Annotated in this window: 15 protein-coding genes and 1 tRNA gene; 9 read left to right on the top strand and 7 right to left on the bottom strand. The window is 71.5% G+C overall.

Annotated features, from left to right (window positions below; genetic code table 11):
- Positions 1–33: 33 nt before the first annotated feature.
- Positions 34–1,806, top strand: a complete 1,773-nt coding sequence (locus tag ACI79A_RS15010; RefSeq protein WP_457084493.1) for a putative bifunctional diguanylate cyclase/phosphodiesterase — start codon at positions 34–36, stop codon at positions 1,804–1,806.
- Between the two features lie 9 nt (positions 1,807–1,815).
- Here ACI79A_RS15010 and ACI79A_RS15005 read toward each other — a convergent pair whose 3' ends face one another.
- A complete protein-coding gene (locus ACI79A_RS15005; RefSeq protein WP_457084491.1) occupies positions 1,816–2,106 on the bottom strand; it encodes a DUF6343 family protein in 291 nt (96 codons plus the stop codon).
- Between the two features lie 46 nt (positions 2,107–2,152).
- Here ACI79A_RS15005 and prfB point away from each other — a divergent pair, with 46 nt between their 5' ends.
- The 3 genes from prfB to ftsX all read left to right on the top strand — a co-directional run bounded on the left by prfB (position 2,153) and on the right by ftsX (position 5,102).
- Positions 2,153–3,262 (top strand): peptide chain release factor 2, encoded by a 1,110-nt coding sequence (gene prfB, locus ACI79A_RS15000; RefSeq protein ID WP_457084489.1) that lies wholly within the window; start codon positions 2,153–2,155, stop codon positions 3,260–3,262.
- Between the two features lie 214 nt (positions 3,263–3,476).
- Positions 3,477–4,166: a cell division ATP-binding protein FtsE gene (gene ftsE / locus ACI79A_RS14995; protein ID WP_457084487.1), complete on the top strand. Its 690-nt coding sequence runs from the start codon at positions 3,477–3,479 to the stop codon at positions 4,164–4,166.
- A 51-nt stretch (positions 4,167–4,217) separates the two neighbouring features.
- On the top strand, positions 4,218–5,102 hold the full coding sequence (gene ftsX, locus ACI79A_RS14990; RefSeq protein WP_457084485.1) for a permease-like cell division protein FtsX: 885 nt from the start codon (positions 4,218–4,220) through the stop codon (positions 5,100–5,102).
- Positions 5,103–5,159: 57 nt separating this feature from the next.
- On the opposite strand, the gene ACI79A_RS14985 is transcribed toward ftsX, so the two are convergent.
- Complete coding sequence (locus ACI79A_RS14985; protein ID WP_457084483.1) at positions 5,160–6,011, bottom strand: DUF559 domain-containing protein; 852 nt, start codon at positions 6,009–6,011, stop codon at positions 5,160–5,162.
- 193 nt (positions 6,012–6,204) lie between these two features.
- Here ACI79A_RS14985 and smpB point away from each other — a divergent pair, with 193 nt between their 5' ends.
- Both smpB and ACI79A_RS14975 read left to right on the top strand, forming a co-directional pair.
- The gene (smpB, locus tag ACI79A_RS14980) at positions 6,205–6,681 is read left to right on the top strand and encodes an SsrA-binding protein SmpB (RefSeq protein ID WP_457066169.1); all 477 of its coding nucleotides are present in this window, start codon (positions 6,205–6,207) and stop codon (positions 6,679–6,681) included.
- Positions 6,678–7,601, top strand: a complete 924-nt coding sequence (locus ACI79A_RS14975) for an NADP-dependent oxidoreductase (RefSeq protein WP_457084481.1) — start codon at positions 6,678–6,680, stop codon at positions 7,599–7,601. Before smpB ends, ACI79A_RS14975 begins: the two co-directional genes overlap by 4 nt.
- A gap of 179 nt (positions 7,602–7,780) precedes the next feature.
- On the opposite strand, the gene ACI79A_RS14970 is transcribed toward ACI79A_RS14975, so the two are convergent.
- The 5 genes from ACI79A_RS14970 to ACI79A_RS14950 form a co-directional block, all read right to left on the bottom strand.
- Positions 7,781–8,701: a carbohydrate ABC transporter permease gene (locus tag ACI79A_RS14970; protein WP_457084479.1), complete on the bottom strand. Its 921-nt coding sequence runs from the start codon at positions 8,699–8,701 to the stop codon at positions 7,781–7,783.
- Entirely contained in the window at positions 8,698–9,513 is an 816-nt protein-coding gene (locus ACI79A_RS14965) for a carbohydrate ABC transporter permease (protein WP_457084477.1), read from the bottom strand. Before ACI79A_RS14965 ends, ACI79A_RS14970 begins: the two co-directional genes overlap by 4 nt.
- Before the next feature lie 223 nt (positions 9,514–9,736).
- Positions 9,737–11,089 (bottom strand): ABC transporter substrate-binding protein, encoded by a 1,353-nt coding sequence (locus ACI79A_RS14960; RefSeq protein WP_457084475.1) that lies wholly within the window; start codon positions 11,087–11,089, stop codon positions 9,737–9,739.
- Positions 11,090–11,489: 400 nt separating this feature from the next.
- Positions 11,490–12,488 (bottom strand): LacI family DNA-binding transcriptional regulator, encoded by a 999-nt coding sequence (locus tag ACI79A_RS14955; RefSeq protein ID WP_457084473.1) that lies wholly within the window; start codon positions 12,486–12,488, stop codon positions 11,490–11,492.
- Positions 12,489–12,683: 195 nt separating this feature from the next.
- A tRNA-OTHER gene (locus ACI79A_RS14950) sits at positions 12,684–12,779 on the bottom strand.
- 69 nt (positions 12,780–12,848) lie between these two features.
- Between ACI79A_RS14950 and selD the strand changes: the two genes are divergently transcribed.
- The 3 genes from selD to ACI79A_RS14935 all read left to right on the top strand — a co-directional run bounded on the left by selD (position 12,849) and on the right by ACI79A_RS14935 (position 15,912).
- Positions 12,849–13,850, top strand: a complete 1,002-nt coding sequence (gene selD, locus ACI79A_RS14945; protein ID WP_457084471.1) for a selenide, water dikinase SelD — start codon at positions 12,849–12,851, stop codon at positions 13,848–13,850.
- A gap of 293 nt (positions 13,851–14,143) precedes the next feature.
- Complete coding sequence (locus ACI79A_RS14940; RefSeq protein WP_457084469.1) at positions 14,144–15,001, top strand: carbohydrate ABC transporter permease; 858 nt, start codon at positions 14,144–14,146, stop codon at positions 14,999–15,001.
- On the top strand, positions 14,998–15,912 hold the full coding sequence (locus tag ACI79A_RS14935; RefSeq protein WP_457084467.1) for a carbohydrate ABC transporter permease: 915 nt from the start codon (positions 14,998–15,000) through the stop codon (positions 15,910–15,912). The genes ACI79A_RS14940 and ACI79A_RS14935 overlap by 4 nt, the downstream gene beginning before the upstream one ends.
- Positions 15,913–16,061: the final 149 nt, after the last annotated feature.

The following is a 16,061-nucleotide window of genomic DNA, read 5'->3' as shown; positions in this document are numbered from 1 at the left end:
CGGCGCCCGACGACCCACAGCCCGGAGGTGTACGTGCCCCCAGCGACCAGGGTCTCGCTCCTCCCCGCCGACGTGCACGAACGCCGCCACGACGGCCAGCTGGAGGCCGGCCTGCTCGCCGGCGTGCTCGACGCCCTGCCCTCGCCCACGGTCCTCATCGACACCGACGGGACGATCCTGCTGGCCAACTCCGGCTGGACCGACGTCGCCGACGTGCTCGGCGTGGAGGACCTGCGCGTCGGGGTCGGGGGCAACTACTTCCAGCTGATCCTCGGCCTCAGCGACGACGCCCGGAACCGGCGGCGGATCGCCGAGCTCACCGCGCTGTCGGAGGGCCGGCGGGAGACCGTCGCCACCGACTACGCGCTGCCCACCCCCGCGGGGGTCCGCTGGTACCACCTGCAGGCCGCCCGGGCCGATCAGGCCGGCCGGGTGGTGGTCACCCACACCGACGTCACCTCCCGGGTCCGTGCCGAGCGCGACTCCGCCTGGCAGGCCCGCCACGACCACCTCACCGAGCTGCCCAACCGGGCCCACCTGCACGAGCTCATCACCGCCGAGCTCGCCCGGCCCGACCGCGGCCCGGTCACCGTGCTCTTCCTCGACGTCGACGGCTTCAAGGACGTCAACGACACCCTCGGCCACGAGGTCGGCGACCACCTGCTGCGGCAGCTGTCGGCCCGGCTCACCGGGCGCACCCGGGCGGAGGACACCGTCGGCCGCCTCGGCGGCGACGAGTTCGTCGTGCTCTGCCGGGACTGCGACGTCGACGGCGCCCTCACCCTCGCCGAGCGCTTCCGGCGCACCTTCGACGAGCCCTTCCAGCTGGCGGGGGAGCGGATCACCGGGCTCAGCGTGAGCATCGGCATCGCCACCGCCGGCAACGAGGAGGTGCGCTCCACCGACCTGGTCCGCGACGCCGACCTGGCCATGTACGCGGCCAAGGCCGGCGGCCGCGACCGCGTCCGGGTCTTCACCCCCGAGCTGCGCTCGGCGGTCCGGCAGAAGGTGCTGGTCGCCGGCGAGCTGCGCCAGGCCATCGACGCCGGGCAGCTGGTGCTGCACTACCAGCCGGTGCTGCACCTGCCCAGCGGTGAGGTCAAGAGCGTGGAGGCGCTGGTCCGCTGGCAGCACCCCGAGCGAGGGCTGCTCATGCCCGCGGACTTCATCCCCGCCGCCGAGCACAACGGGGTGGTGGTGCGGCTGACCCAGTGGGTGCTGGCCGAGGCCACCCGGCAGGCCGTCGCCTGGGACCGGCTCGGCCTGCCGCTGGTCACCGGGGTCAACATCAGCGCCGCGCACTTCGCCACCGGCACGCTCGTCGCCGACGTCGACGACGCGCTGACCGCCGCCGGGCTGCCGCCGGAGCGGCTCCTGCTGGAGCTCACCGAGACCAGCGTCGCCGAGGACCCGCTGCGCGCCGCCGCGCAGTTCGCCCAGCTCCGGGTCGCCGGCGTCGAGGTCTCCATCGACGACTTCGGCAGCGGCTTCTCCTCGCTCAGCCAGCTGGTCTCCATCCCCGCCGGGCTGCTCAAGCTCGACCGGAGCCTGATCGCCGGCACCCGGGTGCGCCGCAGCGAGTCGGCCGCGGCGATCGCCGCCGTCGTCGGCCTGGCCTCGGCCTGCGGGATGCAGAGCCTGGCCGAGGGCGTGGAGACCGCGGACCAGCTCGCGCTCGTCGCCGAGCTGGGCTGCACCTACGCCCAGGGCTTCCACATCGGGCACCCGATGCCCGCCGACGACCTCACCGCGTGGCTGCGCCGGCGGGTGGCCGGCCGCGGTGCCGAGCACCTGCCGCCGGGCTGACCGCCGGGCTCAGCCCGGCTCGCCGCGCAGCTTGCGGCGCGCCACCACCACCAGGTCGACCAGCGCGACGGCGGCCAGCACGAACAGCACGATCGGGAAGACCACCGGCACCTGGTCGATGTTCAGCGCGAGGATCCCGAACACCGTGCAGATCACCAGGCCGAAGGCGGCGAGCACCAGCCGCAGCGTCAGCGCGCTCCGGGCGGGGGCGGCCCCGCCGATGCCCGCGGTCGGGTCGTGGTGGTCGGGCAGTCCCTGCTCGTACTCCGTCCGGCTCCGGTCCTTGCGGGGTTCGCTCATGCCGGGTGCAGGTACCCGTGCGCCCGGCGCACTACCCTCGATCGACGTGGCCGCTGACTTCTCCGTCGTCCTGGACGAACTGAACACGACCCTCGCGTCGATCGAGGCCGTGCTGCGCGTCGACGACCTCCGCAAGCAGGTCGCCGAACTGGAGGAACAGGCCGCCGCCCCGGACCTCTGGAACGACGTCGAGGCGGCACAGGCCCTGACCTCCAAGCTCTCCTACCTGCAGGGCGACCTGCGCCGGGTCGAGGAGCTGCGCAGCCGTCTGGACGACGTCGCGGTGCTGCACGAGATGGCCGCGGAGGAGGACGACCCCGCCACCACCGCCGAGGCCGAGCGCGAGCTGACCAGCATCCGCACCGCCATCGAGGAGCTGGAGGTGCGCACCCTGCTGTCGGGCGAGTACGACTCCCGCGAGGCGCTGGTGACCATCCGCTCCGAGGCCGGGGGCGTGGACGCCGCCGACTTCGCCGAGATGCTGCTGCGCATGTACCTGCGCTGGGCGGAGCGGCACAAGTACCCGACCGAGGTCTACGACGTCTCCTACGCGGAGGAGGCCGGCATCAAGTCGGCGACCTTCGCGGTCAAGCAGCCCTACGCCTACGGCACCCTCTCGGTCGAGCAGGGCACCCACCGGCTGGTGCGCATCTCGCCCTTCGACAACCAGGGCCGCCGGCAGACCTCCTTCGCCGGGGTCGAGGTGCTGCCCGTCGTCGAGCAGACCGACCACGTCGACATCCCCGAGAACGAGATCCGGGTCGACGTCTTCCGCTCCTCCGGCCCCGGTGGGCAGAGCGTCAACACCACCGACTCCGCCGTCCGGATGACCCACATCCCGACCGGCATCGTCGTCTCCTGCCAGAACGAGAAGTCCCAGATCCAGAACCGGGCGGCCGCGCTGCGGGTGCTGCAGGCCCGGCTGCTCGTCGTCCGCCAGCAGGAGCAGCGCGCCGAGATGGACGCGCTCAAGGGGGAGGGGAGCAGCTGGGGCAACCAGATGCGCTCCTACGTGCTGCACCCGTACCAGATGGTCAAGGACCTGCGGACCGAGGTGGAGACCGGCAACCCGGCGTCGGTGCTGGACGGCGACATCGACGCCTTCATCGAGGCCGGCATCCGCTGGCGGCGGCGGCAGGACGCCGAGGCCGCCTGACTCTCCCGCCCCGGGCCGCTGACCCAGGCACGGGAGGGGCGGCGCGGGGGAGAGAACGGCCACACGACGCGTGGGAACCCGGGCTGGACGCCGACGCTCCGTGCGCGTCGTAGCGGCGGTCGGTGGCCCGCTCGTCACTCTGCGCGCACACAGCTTCGGGGCACGCCGTGCGGAGGGGCCGTGCCGGGCCTCGCGGCAGGTACCGTGGCGCCTCGTGATCGAATTGCAACACGTCACCAAGATCTACCCGACCAGCCCCCGGCCGGCTCTGGATGACGTCTCGATGCAGATCGACAAGGGCGAGTTCGTCTTCCTCATCGGGTCCTCGGGTTCGGGCAAGTCGACCTTCCTCCGGCTGCTGCTGAAGGAGGACAGCCCCACCAAGGGCGTCATCAAGGTCAACGACAAGAACCTGAGCACCATGAGCAAGTGGCAGGTGCCCAAGCTCCGCCGCACCATGGGCTGCGTCTTCCAGGACTTCCGGCTGCTGCGCAACAAGACGGTCGCCGAGAACGTCGCCTTCGCCCTCGAGGTGATCAACAAGCCGCAGCGCACCATCAAGCGGGTCGTGCCCGAGGTGCTGGAGATGGTCGGCCTGGACGGCAAGGAGAACCGGCTGCCCAACGAGCTCTCCGGTGGCGAGCAGCAGCGGGTGGCCATCGCCCGCGCGTTCGTGAACCGGCCGCTGGTGCTGCTGGCCGACGAGCCCACCGGGAACCTGGACCCGGAGACCAGCCAGGACATCATGCTGCTGCTGGAGCGGATCAACCGCACCGGCACCACCGTGGTGATGGCCACGCACGACTACCACATCGTCGACTCCATGCGGCGGCGCGTGATCGAGCTGAACGACGGGGTCCTCTCCCGCGACCAGTCTCGTGGCGTCTACGGCGTTGGCCGCTGAGCTGCGGGCCGCCGGGCCCGCCGTGCAGCTGAACGACACGACAGGGAACTGATGCGCGTCAACTTCGTCCTCTCCGAGGTGGCCGCCGGGCTGCGCCGGAACCTCACCATGACGGTGGCCATGATCCTGACCACGGGGATCTCGCTCGGGCTCATGGGCACCGGCCTGCTGATCGCCAACATGATCAGCGACATGCGCGAGATCTACTACGACAAGGTGCAGGTCTCGATCTACCTCACCGACGACGTCACCGAGGAGCAGCGCGACTCGATCGCCGCCACCCTCGAGGACTCGCCGGAGGTGGCCAGCTTCCTCTACGAGTCGAAGGCCGAGGCCTACGAGCGCTTCACCCAGCAGTTCCAGGAGCAGCCGGCGCTGATCGCCAACACCCCGGAGGACGCGCTCCCGGAGAGCTTCCGGGTCGAGCTGGTCAACCCCGAGCGCTACCAGGTCATCGCCGAGCAGTTCCCGGTCGGGCAGAACGGTGTCGAGGACGTCCGCGACGAGGGCGACTTCCTCGACCGGCTCTTCAGCCTGCTCAACGGGGCGCGCAACGCCACCATCGCGGTGGCGGTGGTCCAGGCGCTCGCGGCGCTGCTGCTGATCTCGAACACGATCCAGCTGGCCGCGTTCAACCGGCGCAACGAGACCAACATCATGCGGCTGGTCGGCGCCTCGCGCTGGTACACCCAGCTGCCGTTCATCCTGGAGGCGGCGCTCGCCGGCCTCATCGGCGCGGGGCTGGCGATCGGCGGCCTGGTGCTCACGAAGATCCTCTTCGTCGACAAGACGCTGGCCGGCCCGATCAAGGCCGGGATCATCCCGCCGGTCGACTGGTCGGCGATCGCCGCGATCTCGCCGATCATCGCCGCGGCCGGCGTCGGCCTGGCCGCGGTCGCCGCCTACGTCACCCTGCGGCTGTACGTGCGGCTGTAGCCGTCAGTTCTGCGGTCTCGTGGCTTCCTGGCCGGAGTGACCACGAGACCGCAGAACTCACCGGCGCAGGGCACGGCGGACGGCGGTGACGACCTCTTGCGGGTGACCCAGGACGTCGGCCGAGCTGAACCGCAGCACGACCCAGCCCTCCAGCACGAGGCGGTTCTGCCTCCTGAGGTCGGTGACGAAGACCAGACGCTCGCGGTGGACGTCGCCGTCGAACTCCACCAGCACCTTTTCGTCAGGCCAGGCCAGGTCCCCGAAACCGATCTGGCGCCCGGCGTCGTCGCGCACCTGGTGCTGCAGCGCCGGCCGGGGCAGGCCGGCGTCGTGCAGCAGCCACCGGAGCACGGACTCCATCGGCGAGTCCACCCTCGGCTCCGCGACCGGGAGTACCCGCCGGGCGCGGGCGGCGCCCCGTCCGGTGGGTCGCCGTTGCAGCGCGGCCTGGAGCTCGGCCGGCCGGCACAGCACGTCGAGGAGCTGGTCGGTCACCGCGAGCAGGGCAGCCGGCTCCAGTTCCGCTGCGAGATCACGCCAGGTGCGGGCGGGTGTCGTCACCGGCATGCCCCACCACCGGGCGACGTCCTCCGGCGGCAGTGGTGCGCGGTGCAGGCGACGGTCGGCCCGGTTCCGGGCCCTCGACCCCGCCGGCACCGTCAGCTGGGCCACGCGCGAGGGCGAGGCCAGGGGGATCTCGATCCGCCACAGTCGTGCGGCGGTGTGGTGGCTGATCACAGCACCGGGCGGCGCGGTCAGCAGGACCGCCGGCAGTCGCGTGCGCAGGTCGGCATCGTCGCTGCGCGGGAGATAGGTGTCCCGGCTGAGCCGCACCACGTCCGGATGGCGGAGCTGCCAGCCGGTGATGCCGGCAGCGCGCGCGGCCGCGCGCGTGCTCGGGCCGCGCATGCGGGACGGTGCGGGGCGGCGGGGCACCCGCAGAGGGTGGCGGTTCGCCCGCCGGCGGCGCCGGGGCTGTCCACAGGCCCAGCGAGTGCTGCGATCCGGTGGCTACCCGGCAAGGGTGACCACCAGATCGCAGAACTGGGAGGCAGCCCAGCGGCGCCGTGATCGTTTGCGGGGCCTTCGTAGACTGGTGGGCATGCCGCGGGAACAGGGGCGCAAGCTGATCGCCCAGAACAAGAAGGCGCGGCACGACTACTCGATCCTCGACACCTACGAGGTGGGCCTGGTGCTCACCGGCACCGAGGTGAAGAGCCTGCGGGCCGGCCGTGCCTCGCTCGTCGACGGCTTCGCCTCCGTCGACGACGGCGAGGTGTGGCTGCAGCACGTGCACATCCCGGAGTACACCGAGGGCACGTGGACCAACCACACCCCGCGCCGCAAGCGGAAGATCCTCATGCACCGCGCCGAGATCGAGAAGCTGATCGGCAAGACCAAGGAGGGCGGGCTGACGCTCGTCCCGCTGGACCTGTACTTCAAGGACGGCAAGGTCAAGGCCACCCTCGCGCTGGCGAAGGGCAAGAAGAGCTACGACAAGCGGCAGGACCTCGCCGAGCGCGACTCGCGCCGGGAGATGGAGCGGGCCTTCGGGCGCTACGTGAAGGGACGTCGGTGAGAGGGATCGCGTACGACCGGTTCGGGGACGTCGACGTGCTGCAGCTGCGCGACGACCTGCCCGAGCCGCCGGTGGGGCCGGACACCGTGCTGGTCCGCACGCACGCCGCCGGGGTCAACCCCGTCGACATGGGCATCCGCGCCGGCGGCCTGGCCGGGTTCTTCCCGCACCACTTCCCGATCATCCCCGGCTGGGACCTGGCCGGAACGGTCGAGGCGGTCGGCCCGGCGATCGTCGACTTCGCCCCGGGCGACGAGGTGTTCGGCTACCTGCGCCGCGACGAGGTGCAGTGGGGGACGACGGCCGAGCTGGTGCCCGCCCCGCAGCGGTGCCTCGCGCACAAGCCGTCCTCGCTCTCCTTCGCCGAGGCCGGGGCGCTGCCGCTGGCCGGGCTGACCGCCTACCAGGCGCTCACCGAGGCGCTGGCCGTGGGCGAGGGCGACCGGGTGCTGGTGCACCGGGCCGCCGGCGGCGTGGGCTTCTTCGCCGTGCAGATCGCCGCGGCTCTCGGTGCGCACGTGATCGGCACCGCCAGCCCGCGCAACCACGGCTTCCTGCGCGACGCCGGGGCCGCAGAGGTGCTCGACTACTCCGCCGGCCCGATCAGCGAGCAGCTGGCCGAGCCGGTCGACGCGGTCCTGGACCTCAACGGCGGGGACGCGCTCACCGACGCCCCCAAGCAGGTGCGCGACGTGTCCCGGATCGCCAGCGTGGTCGACCCCGCGGTCAACGAGATGGGCGGCCGGTACGTCTTCGTCCGTCCCGAGCGGCACGACCTGGAGGAGCTCGGCCGGATGGCCGACGCCGGTCAGCTGCGGGTGTCGATCGCCAAGGCGTTCCCGCTGGAGCAGACCGCGCAGGCCCAGGAGCTGGTGGCCGGCGGGCACGTGCGCGGCAAGGTCGTCGTCACCCTGCGCTGATTGCGACGGGGCGACCGAGGAGCTGGGCGCCGGCGGAGTCGAGCCGGTGCTGCTGCGCCGACGCCGGTGGAGCCGTCTCATCCACCCACCCCCCGCACAGTGGTGGGGGGGGGGGGGGGGGGGGGGGGGGCGGGGGCGGGGGGGGGGGGGCGGGGGGGGGGGGGGGCCCCCGCCGCGGGCTACTTGAGGCTGCCGATGGACAACCCGCCCTGCCAGTACCGCTGGAGGCCCAGGAAGGCCGCGATCAGCGGCAGGATCGAGATCAGCGAGCCGACGATGACCAGGGTGTACAGCGACACCCCGCCGCCGTTGTTGGCGCCGGCCAGCCCCTGCCAGAGGTTGATGCCGACGGTGACCGGGAACAACTGCGAGTCCGAGAGCACCGCCAGCGGCAGGAAGTAGTTGTTCCAGGTGCCGACCACCGACAGCAGCAGCACGGTGACGACCGCGGGGCGCATGAGCGGCAGGGCGACCTGCCGGAACACCCGGAACTCCCCGGCGCCGTCCATCCGGGCGGCGTCCAGCAGCTCGTCGGGGACGGCGTCGGCGCAGTAGACCCGCATCAGGTAGACGCCGAACGGGCTCAGCATCGACGGCAGGATGACCGCCCAGACGGTGTTGGTCATCTCCACCTCCGACAGCATCACGAAGGTCGGGATCACCAGCGCCGTCATCGGCACCATCACCGCGCCCAGCAGCAGCGAGAAGGTCAGCCGCCGGCCGGGGAAGTCGAACTTGGCGAAGGCGTAGCCCGCCAGGACGGCGAGGACGGTGGCCCCCACTCCCCCGCCCAGTGCGTAGAGCAGCGAGTTGCCCAGCCAGCGCAGGTAGATGCCGTCGTTGTAGGTGAACAGCGTCGACAGGTTGTCGAACAGGTGCAGGCCGTCGCCGAACCAGAGGGCACCGTTCGGTGAGTTGAACAGGCCACCCCCGCTCTTGGTGCTCGCGACGACCAGGAACCACAGCGGCAGCACGAAGTACAGGACCAGGAACGCGAGGAACACGTGCGAGGCCCAGGCGCGCCGCCCACGGCGGCGGGGGGCGCCGGCCGTGCCCACGGGTGGGGCCTCGACGTCGGCGGTGCGGGACAGGACGCTCACTTGAGGAACCCCCCACGCTTGCGGGTCAGGAAGAGGAAGAGGTAGACGCCGATGAAGACGACGATGCCCAGCGCGAAGGAGATGGCGGAGGCGTAGTTGAACTGCGCGAACCGGAACGCCAGGTTGAACGCGTAGACGTTCGGCGTGATGTCGGTGGTGATCGCCCCGTTGGAGATCGGGGTCAGCACTTGGGGTTCGGTGAAGAACTGCAGCGTCCCGATCAGCGAGAACACCAGGATGAGGATCAGCGCCGAGCTGATCATCGGGATCTTGATCCGCAGCGCGATCTGCCGGGCGCTCGCGCCGTCGATCCGCGCCGCCTCGTACACCGCCGGGTCGATGCCCTGCAGCGCCGCGTAGATGATGATCATGTAGTAGCCGGCCCACTGCCAGGTCACCACGTTGGTGAAGCCGTAGAAGAGGTTGTCCCGGCTGAGCAGGAACGGTGCGGAGTCACCGAACACCTGCTCCAGCGGCCCGAAGGTGGGGCTGTAGAGGAAGCCCCACATCACCGCACCGATGACCGCGGGGATCGCGTACGGCACGAAGATCATCAGGCGCGAGAAGCGGGCGAAGCGGCTGGTGAGGGAGTCCAGCACCAGGGCGGCGGTCAGCGCGACCAGGATCTGCACCGGGATGACGACCACGGAGAACCGGACGACGAACCAGACGCCGTTCAGGAACGCCGGGTCGGTGAAGGCGCGGGTGTAGTTGTCCAGACCGGCGAACCGTTCACCGGTGGCCAGCCCCTTGGTGAAGAGGCTGAGGTAGAAGGCGTAGAGCAGCGGCGCCACCAGGAAGACCAGGAACACCACTGCGAAGGGGGCCAGGAAGGCCCACCCGATGAGGCCCTGGGAACGCCCGCGACGTCGCCGTCGACTGCGTTCGGGAGCCGGGTGCGCGACCGGGGCCTGCGGTCGCGCCGCCGTGTCCAGCGTTGCCATTGCGGTCTCGCTCTCGTGCGCGGGGAGGTGGAGGCGGTCCCGGGAGCGGGGGTGACCCGCTCCCGGGACCCGGACGGGTCGGCGGGGCAGCTCAGTTGAGCGTGAAGCCCTGCTGCGTCGCGTAGTTCTCCATCTCCGCCTGCAGGTCGTCGAGCGCCTCGGAGCCGGTCTTCTCCCCGGCGTTGATCGCGGCGATCTCCTCGGTGAACTGGGCGTAGAACGTGGTGCCGAACGGGCTGTAGGTCGAGCCCTCGTAGGCCTCGGCCGCGGGGATGTAGACGTCCCGGTTCGCCGTCTGGCCGTCGAAGAACTCCGACTCGTTGTTGATGAACTCCGGCGAGCCGAGCACCGACTGGTTCAGCGGGAAGATCGTCTGGCTGGTCCACCCGTCGGTGAGCGAGGCCTCGTCGGCGTAGAGCTCCATCGCCACCTTCGCCGCCAGCTCGGGCTGCTCGGACTGGCTGGTGACCGAGAAGACCGAGCCACCCCAGTTCACCGACACCGGGTTGTCGGCGTCCCACTGCGGCAGCGGCGCGACGGCCCAGGTGCCGGCGTCCTCGCCCTCTCCGGCCCCGGCACCGGTGAGGTAGCCGGGCGCCCAGGCGGCGGAGATGTAGGTGGCGTAGTCCCCGCGGATCGCACCGGCGATGTAGTCGGTGGTGAACTGGTCCTGGGTGCCGACGAGCCCGTCGCGCACCAGGCCGGCCCAGTAGTCGAGGACCTGCTTGCTCTCCGGGCCGTTGAGGTCGATCTCCAGCTGGGTCGGGTCGGCGGAGTCGTACTTCCACGGCTCGGCACCGTTCTGCTGCATGAGCGCGACGGTCGGGGCCGGCACGTTGGCCGGGAAGTCGCCCATCAGGGGCCCGCCGGCGGCCTTGAGCTGCTCGCCCGCAGCCCGGTACTCGTCCCATGTGGTGGGCGGGGTGATGCCGTACTGGTCGAAGATGTCCTTGCGGTACATCATCGCCATCGGGCCGCCATCGACCGGGATGCCGTAGACGGCGTCGCCGCTGGAGACGTCCCGCCAGGCGCCTTCACCGAAGTTGCCCTGCACCTCCTCGGCGCCGTACTCGGTGAGGTCGACGAGGGCCTCCTGCAGCGCGAAGACCGGGACGGTGTCGGTCTCGAGCATGACCACGTCCGGCGCGCCGGTGCCCGCGGAGACCGCGGTCTGCAGGCGGGCGTACTCGTCGGCGCCCTGGCCGGCGTTGGTCAGGCAGACCTGGACGTCGTCGTGGAGCTCGTTGAAGTTCTCCACGACCGTCTTCATGTTGGGGTACCAGGCCCAGACGGAGACGACGGGGGCCTCGGTCTTGGTGATCGGGACGCTGCAGTTGCCGCTGTCTGCGCTGGCGGTGCCGCCCCCGCCCCCGCCACCGCAGGCGGAGAGAGTGGCCAGGGCGGTGCCGGCGCCGATGACGGCGGTGAGGAGTCGGGTCTTCACGGTGCTCCCTCTCGGAAGTGACGCCCACTGACGTCGTCGTCGTGGGGTGGTGCGGTGGAGCGAGGGCACCGGCCGGAAGGGGTGCCCCGGTGCTGTACCGGGCCGGCCGCGGCGGGCCCGGTACAGCGGTGCGGAGTCGGTGCGAGGTCTCGAGGAGGAGGCCTTCCCGGCCGCCGAGGAGGACGACCGAGGGGTGCTGACTCCGCGTCGGGTTGTGCGGTGGAGCACTTTTACAACGTTGTGAATGGAGATCGTGCTCACTTCGGGGAGAGCTGTCAAGCACGCGGGACCTACTCGTGACGTAGCGCGTGTCGGGGGCGCGCAGGTGCTCCGCGAGTCCTCCGGCGGGAGAGCGCTCTCGCCAGGGGGATCAGGCCGCCTGCCCCGGTCCGACCGGGTCCTAGGTCGACTCTCGCTCGACCAGGGACCAGTCGACCGCGACGTGCTGGACCGGGAGGTCACGGTCGGCGATCCGCCGGGCGAGGGTCTCGACTGCCCGGTCGGCGATGGCGCGCCGGCCCGGGTCGATCGTGGTGAGCGTCGGCTGGGAGTACTGGCCGTCGTCGGTGTTGTCGAAGCCGATGACGGCGACGTCCTCGGGCACCCGCCGCCCCGCGGCGAGCAGCGCGTGCATCGCACCCAGGGCGAGGGTGTCGTTGAAGGCGAAGACGGCGTCGAAGTCCGCACCGGAGTCCAGCAGCTGCTGGGTGGCCTCGGCACCCTGGTGCCGGTGCCACAGCTGGGCGACGCCGAGGAGGCGCTCGTCCAGGGCGATCCCGGCCTCCTCCAGCGCCTCCCGGTACCCCTGCAGGCGCAGGCCGGCGGACCCGACGACCTCGCCGGGGTGGTAGCCCACCACGGCGATCCGCCGGCGACCGCGCTCGATCAGGTACCGGGTCGCGGCCCGCGCCGCCTCGACGTTCTGGATCATCACGTGGTCGACCGACGGGTGGAACAGCCGCTCACCGAGGAGCACCAGCGGGACGCCGATCTCCAGCAGGGCGGCGTCCTCCTCCCCCATCCCCAGCGGGCTGAACAGGAGCCCGTCCACCATCCGCAGGCGGTTGCTGGTCAGCAGGTCGACCTCCCGCTGCCGGTCGCGGTTGGTCTGCTCGATGAGCACGACGAGACCGCGCCGCTCGGCGGCGCGGATCACCTCGTCGGCCAGCTCGGCGAAGTACGGCAGGCGCAGCTCGGGCACGGCGAGGCTGATCGCGTCGGAGCGGCCGGACCGCAGGTTGCGGGCGGAGAGGTTGGGTTGGTACCCCAGCTCCTCGATGGCGGCCCGCACGCGCTGCCGGGTGCTCGCGCGGACGTGCGGGTAGTCGTTGACCACGTTGGACACGGTCTTGAACGAGACCCCCGCCAGCCGGGCGACGTCGTGCAGGGTGGCGGCCACGGCAGCTCCTCCCCGTCACTGTCCCGGTCGGGGGCCGCGGGGCCCCCGTGCCGGGTGCGGACACCCGTCCGCAGTTCCGGGGCGAGCGTGCCACAGCACGGCGCCCACCCACGCCCCGACGAGCGGACGGCTGGGCAGTGCCGCAGACCAGCAGCGGCGCGGGGCCGGTGCGGGACCGGCCCCGCGGGCGCGGGCTGGCGGAGACGGACGGGAATCGAACCCGCCTGACCGAGATGCTCGGCCACGTCGGCTTTAGAGGCCGCGGGGGCCACCAGGCACCCTGACGTCTCCGCGACCGACCCTACGCCCGGACCCGGGCGTCACCGACCGGGCCGGGAGCGAGCGCCTAGATTCGAGGTCATGACCGCCACTGCGATCCGGCTGACCCAGTACGCGCACGGCGGCGGGTGCGCGTGCAAGATCCCGCCGGGCGAGCTGGAGTCCGTCGTGGCCGGGCTGACCGCCACCGGTCCGGTCGACCCCGCCGCCCAGCTGGTCGTCGGGCTGGACGACGGCGACGACGCGGCCGTCGTGCGCATCCCGGGCGGCCAGGGGCTGGTGCTGACCACCGACTTCTTCACCCCGGTCGTCGACGACGCCTACGACTTCGGCCGGATCGCCGCCGCCAATGCGCTGTCCGACGTCTACGCGATGGGCGGCACCCCGGTCGTGGCGGTGAACCTGCTGGGCTGGCCGCGCGACGTGCTGCCCGCGGAGCTGGCCGCCGAGGTGCTGCGCGGCGGGCTGGAGATCGCCCACCAGGCCGGCTGCCACGTCGGGGGCGGGCACTCCATCGACGACCCGGAGCCCAAGTACGGGATGGCGGTCACCGGGCTGGTCGACGTCGACCGGATCATCACCAACTCCGGGGCGGTCGCCGGCACGCCGCTGTCGCTGACCAAGCCGCTGGGCGTCGGCGTGCTGAACAACCGGATGAAGGCCACCGGCGAGGTCTCCCCGGAGGCGCTCGCCGCCATGACCACGCTCAACGCCGAGGCCTCCCGCGCCGCCGTCGCCGCCGGGATCCGCGCCGGCACCGACGTGACCGGGTTCGGCCTGCTCGGCCACCTCTACAAGATGGCCCGGGCCAGCGGGGTGACCGCGGTGGTCGACGCCGCCGCCGTCCCGTACCTGACCGGGGCGCGCGAGGCGCTGGCCGCCGGCTACGTCTCCGGGGGCACCCGGCGCAACCTGGACTGGGTGCGCCCGCACACCGACCTGTCCGCGGTCAGCGAGGACGAGGCGCTGCTGCTGGCCGACGCGCAGACCTCCGGCGGGCTGCTGCTCGGCGGCGAGGTGCTGGGCGCCCCGGTGATCGGTGAGTTCGTCGAGCAGCAGGAGTTCGCCGTCGTCGTCCGGTGAGCGCCCGGCAGCGCCGGACGAGGGCGGTCGGTCGAACCCGGGCACCGCCGGGCTCGACGAGCGGGGACACAGGTCGCCGAGTCGCCGGATCGGCGTGTTCACCCGACGGCGTGTCCGACGGACACGCCCGATCACCTGCTGTTCACCCCAGCGAGTCAAGGTCGGCGACCGTGAGTGCCCAGCCGATCACCGCTGCGTCCGACACTCCGCGCCCATCGGCTCCGCTGGCCGCCCCTCCCGACCTGCCTGCGCCCTCGCTCAAGGCCGACCCCCCGGGCAACCGTCGGCGCGACGTGCTCATCGCAGCCGCCTTCCTGCTGCCCAACCTCGTCCTGCTGGCGGTCTTCACCTACCGCCCGCTGCTGGACAACGTCCGGCTGTCGTTCACCGACTGGAACATCTCCGCACCGACCGCCTCGTTCATCGGCCTGGACAACTACGTCGAGTGGTTCACCAGCCAGGCCAGCCGGCAGGTGCTGTGGAACACCGTCGTCTTCACCGGGGCGGCGGTGATCGGTTCGATGGTCATCGGCCTGGCGCTGGCCCTGCTGCTGGACCAGAAGCTCTTCGGTCGCAACGCGGTGCGCTCGCTGGTCTTCGCGCCCTTCGTACTCGCCGGGGCAGCGGTCGGCGTCGCGTTCCAGTTCGTGTTCGACCCGACGTTCGGCCTGGTGCAGGACCTGCTCGGCCGGGTCGGCGTGGACGCCCCGGCGTTCTACCAGGACCCGGGGTGGGCGTTGTTCATGGTGACTGCCACCTACATCTGGAAGAACCTGGGTTACACCTTCGTCATCTACCTGGCAGCCCTGCAGGGCAGGCGGGCAGAGCTCGACGAGGCCGCCGAGATCGACGCGGCCTCGACCTGGCGCAGGTTCCGGCACGTCACGTGGCCGCAGCTGCGCCCGGCGACGTTCTTCCTGCTCATCACCGTGTTGCTCAACAGCTTCCAGGTCTTCGACGTGATCGACACGATGACCCGCGGTGGCCCGCTCGGCAACGGCACGACGACGATGGTCTATCAGGTCTACCAGGAGACCTTCGTGCACCAGCGGGCCGGTTTCGGCGCCACGGTGGCGACGATCATGTTCCTGGTCCTGCTGGTCGTCACCCTCGTCCAGGTCCGCGTCATGGAGCGGGGGCGGGAGTCGTGAGCACGCCGACGCCCTCCGGGCAGACGGACGCGACGCCGCAGGCGCGGACGGGTCCTGCGGCGCACGGGCAGTCAGCGCCGCACGAGAAGTCCGGGCCGTTGGGCCGCATCGGCGGTTACCTGGGGCTGCTGCTGATCGTCCTGGTCGTGGCCCTGCCGCTGTACTGGATCCTGATCTCGTCGCTGAAGGAGCGGCCGGACATCTACACCGTGCCGGTCACGTGGGTGCCTGACCCGTTCACGACGGCGAACTACTCGCGGGTCGGCACCGGCGTCGCGTTCACCGACTACCTGCGCAACTCGATCCTGATCACCACGGTGCTCACGGTCGTGGAGGTCACCCTCGGGGTGCTCTCGGCGTTCGCGCTCGCCTTCCTGCGGTTCCCGGGCCGCAGTCTGGTGCTGCTGTTCGTGATCGCCAGCCTGATGGTCCCCAACCAGGTGACCGTGATCAGCAACTACGCCCTGGTCGCCCAGCTCGGGTGGCGGAACACCTTCGCCGGGATCATCGTCCCGCTGGCCGGCGTCGCCTTCGGCACGTTCCTGCTGCGCAACCACTTCCTGTCGCTGCCGAAGGAGATCATCGAGGCGGCGGAGATGGACGCGGCCGGGCCGCTCAAGATGCTGTGGCGGGTCGTCCTGCCGATGTCCTGGCCCACCCTGATCGCCTTCGTGCTCATCACGATCGTCACCGAGTGGAACCAGTACCTCTGGCCGCTGCTGATGGCGGACGACTCCTCCACCGCGCCTCTGCCGGTCGGGCTGGCCCAGCTGCAGGACACTGCGGGCCTCACCAACTGGGGCCCCGTCATGGCCGGGACGGTGCTCACCATGCTGCCCATCCTGATCGTGTTCCTGCTGCTCCAGCGGCACATGATCAAGGGCCTGACCGCGGGCGCGGTCAAGGGGTGATCCGGCGGCTCGGACGCCGGTCCGTGCCGCGGCCCCCGCTCCCCTCCCTCACCACCCACGTCGGCCGACCCGGGCAGCCGGTTCGTCCTGCGCACCGGTGCGTGCCCTTCACACCCCACCGCACGAATCCCACCACCACGAATGGAGAT

This window comes from Modestobacter sp. SYSU DS0657 (assembly GCF_054050925.1).
The sequence above is the reverse complement of the archived record's forward strand: the minus strand, read 5'-3'. Positions and strand labels throughout refer to the sequence as shown.

Bases quoted from the DNA above. Each gene is read 5' to 3' on its own strand.
- ACI79A_RS15005 (WP_457084491.1), bottom strand. From the start codon at position 2,106: ATGAGCGAACCCCGCAAGGACCGGAGCCGGACGGAGTACGAGCAGGGA.
- selD (WP_457084471.1), top strand. From the start codon at position 12,849: ATGACCGCCACTGCGATCCGGCTGACCCAGTACGCGCACGGCGGCGGG.
- smpB (WP_457066169.1), top strand. From the start codon at position 6,205: ATGCCGCGGGAACAGGGGCGCAAGCTGATCGCCCAGAACAAGAAGGCG.
- ACI79A_RS14985 (WP_457084483.1), bottom strand. From the start codon at position 6,011: ATGCGCGGCCCGAGCACGCGCGCGGCCGCGCGCGCTGCCGGCATCACC.
- ftsX (WP_457084485.1), top strand. From the start codon at position 4,218: ATGCGCGTCAACTTCGTCCTCTCCGAGGTGGCCGCCGGGCTGCGCCGG.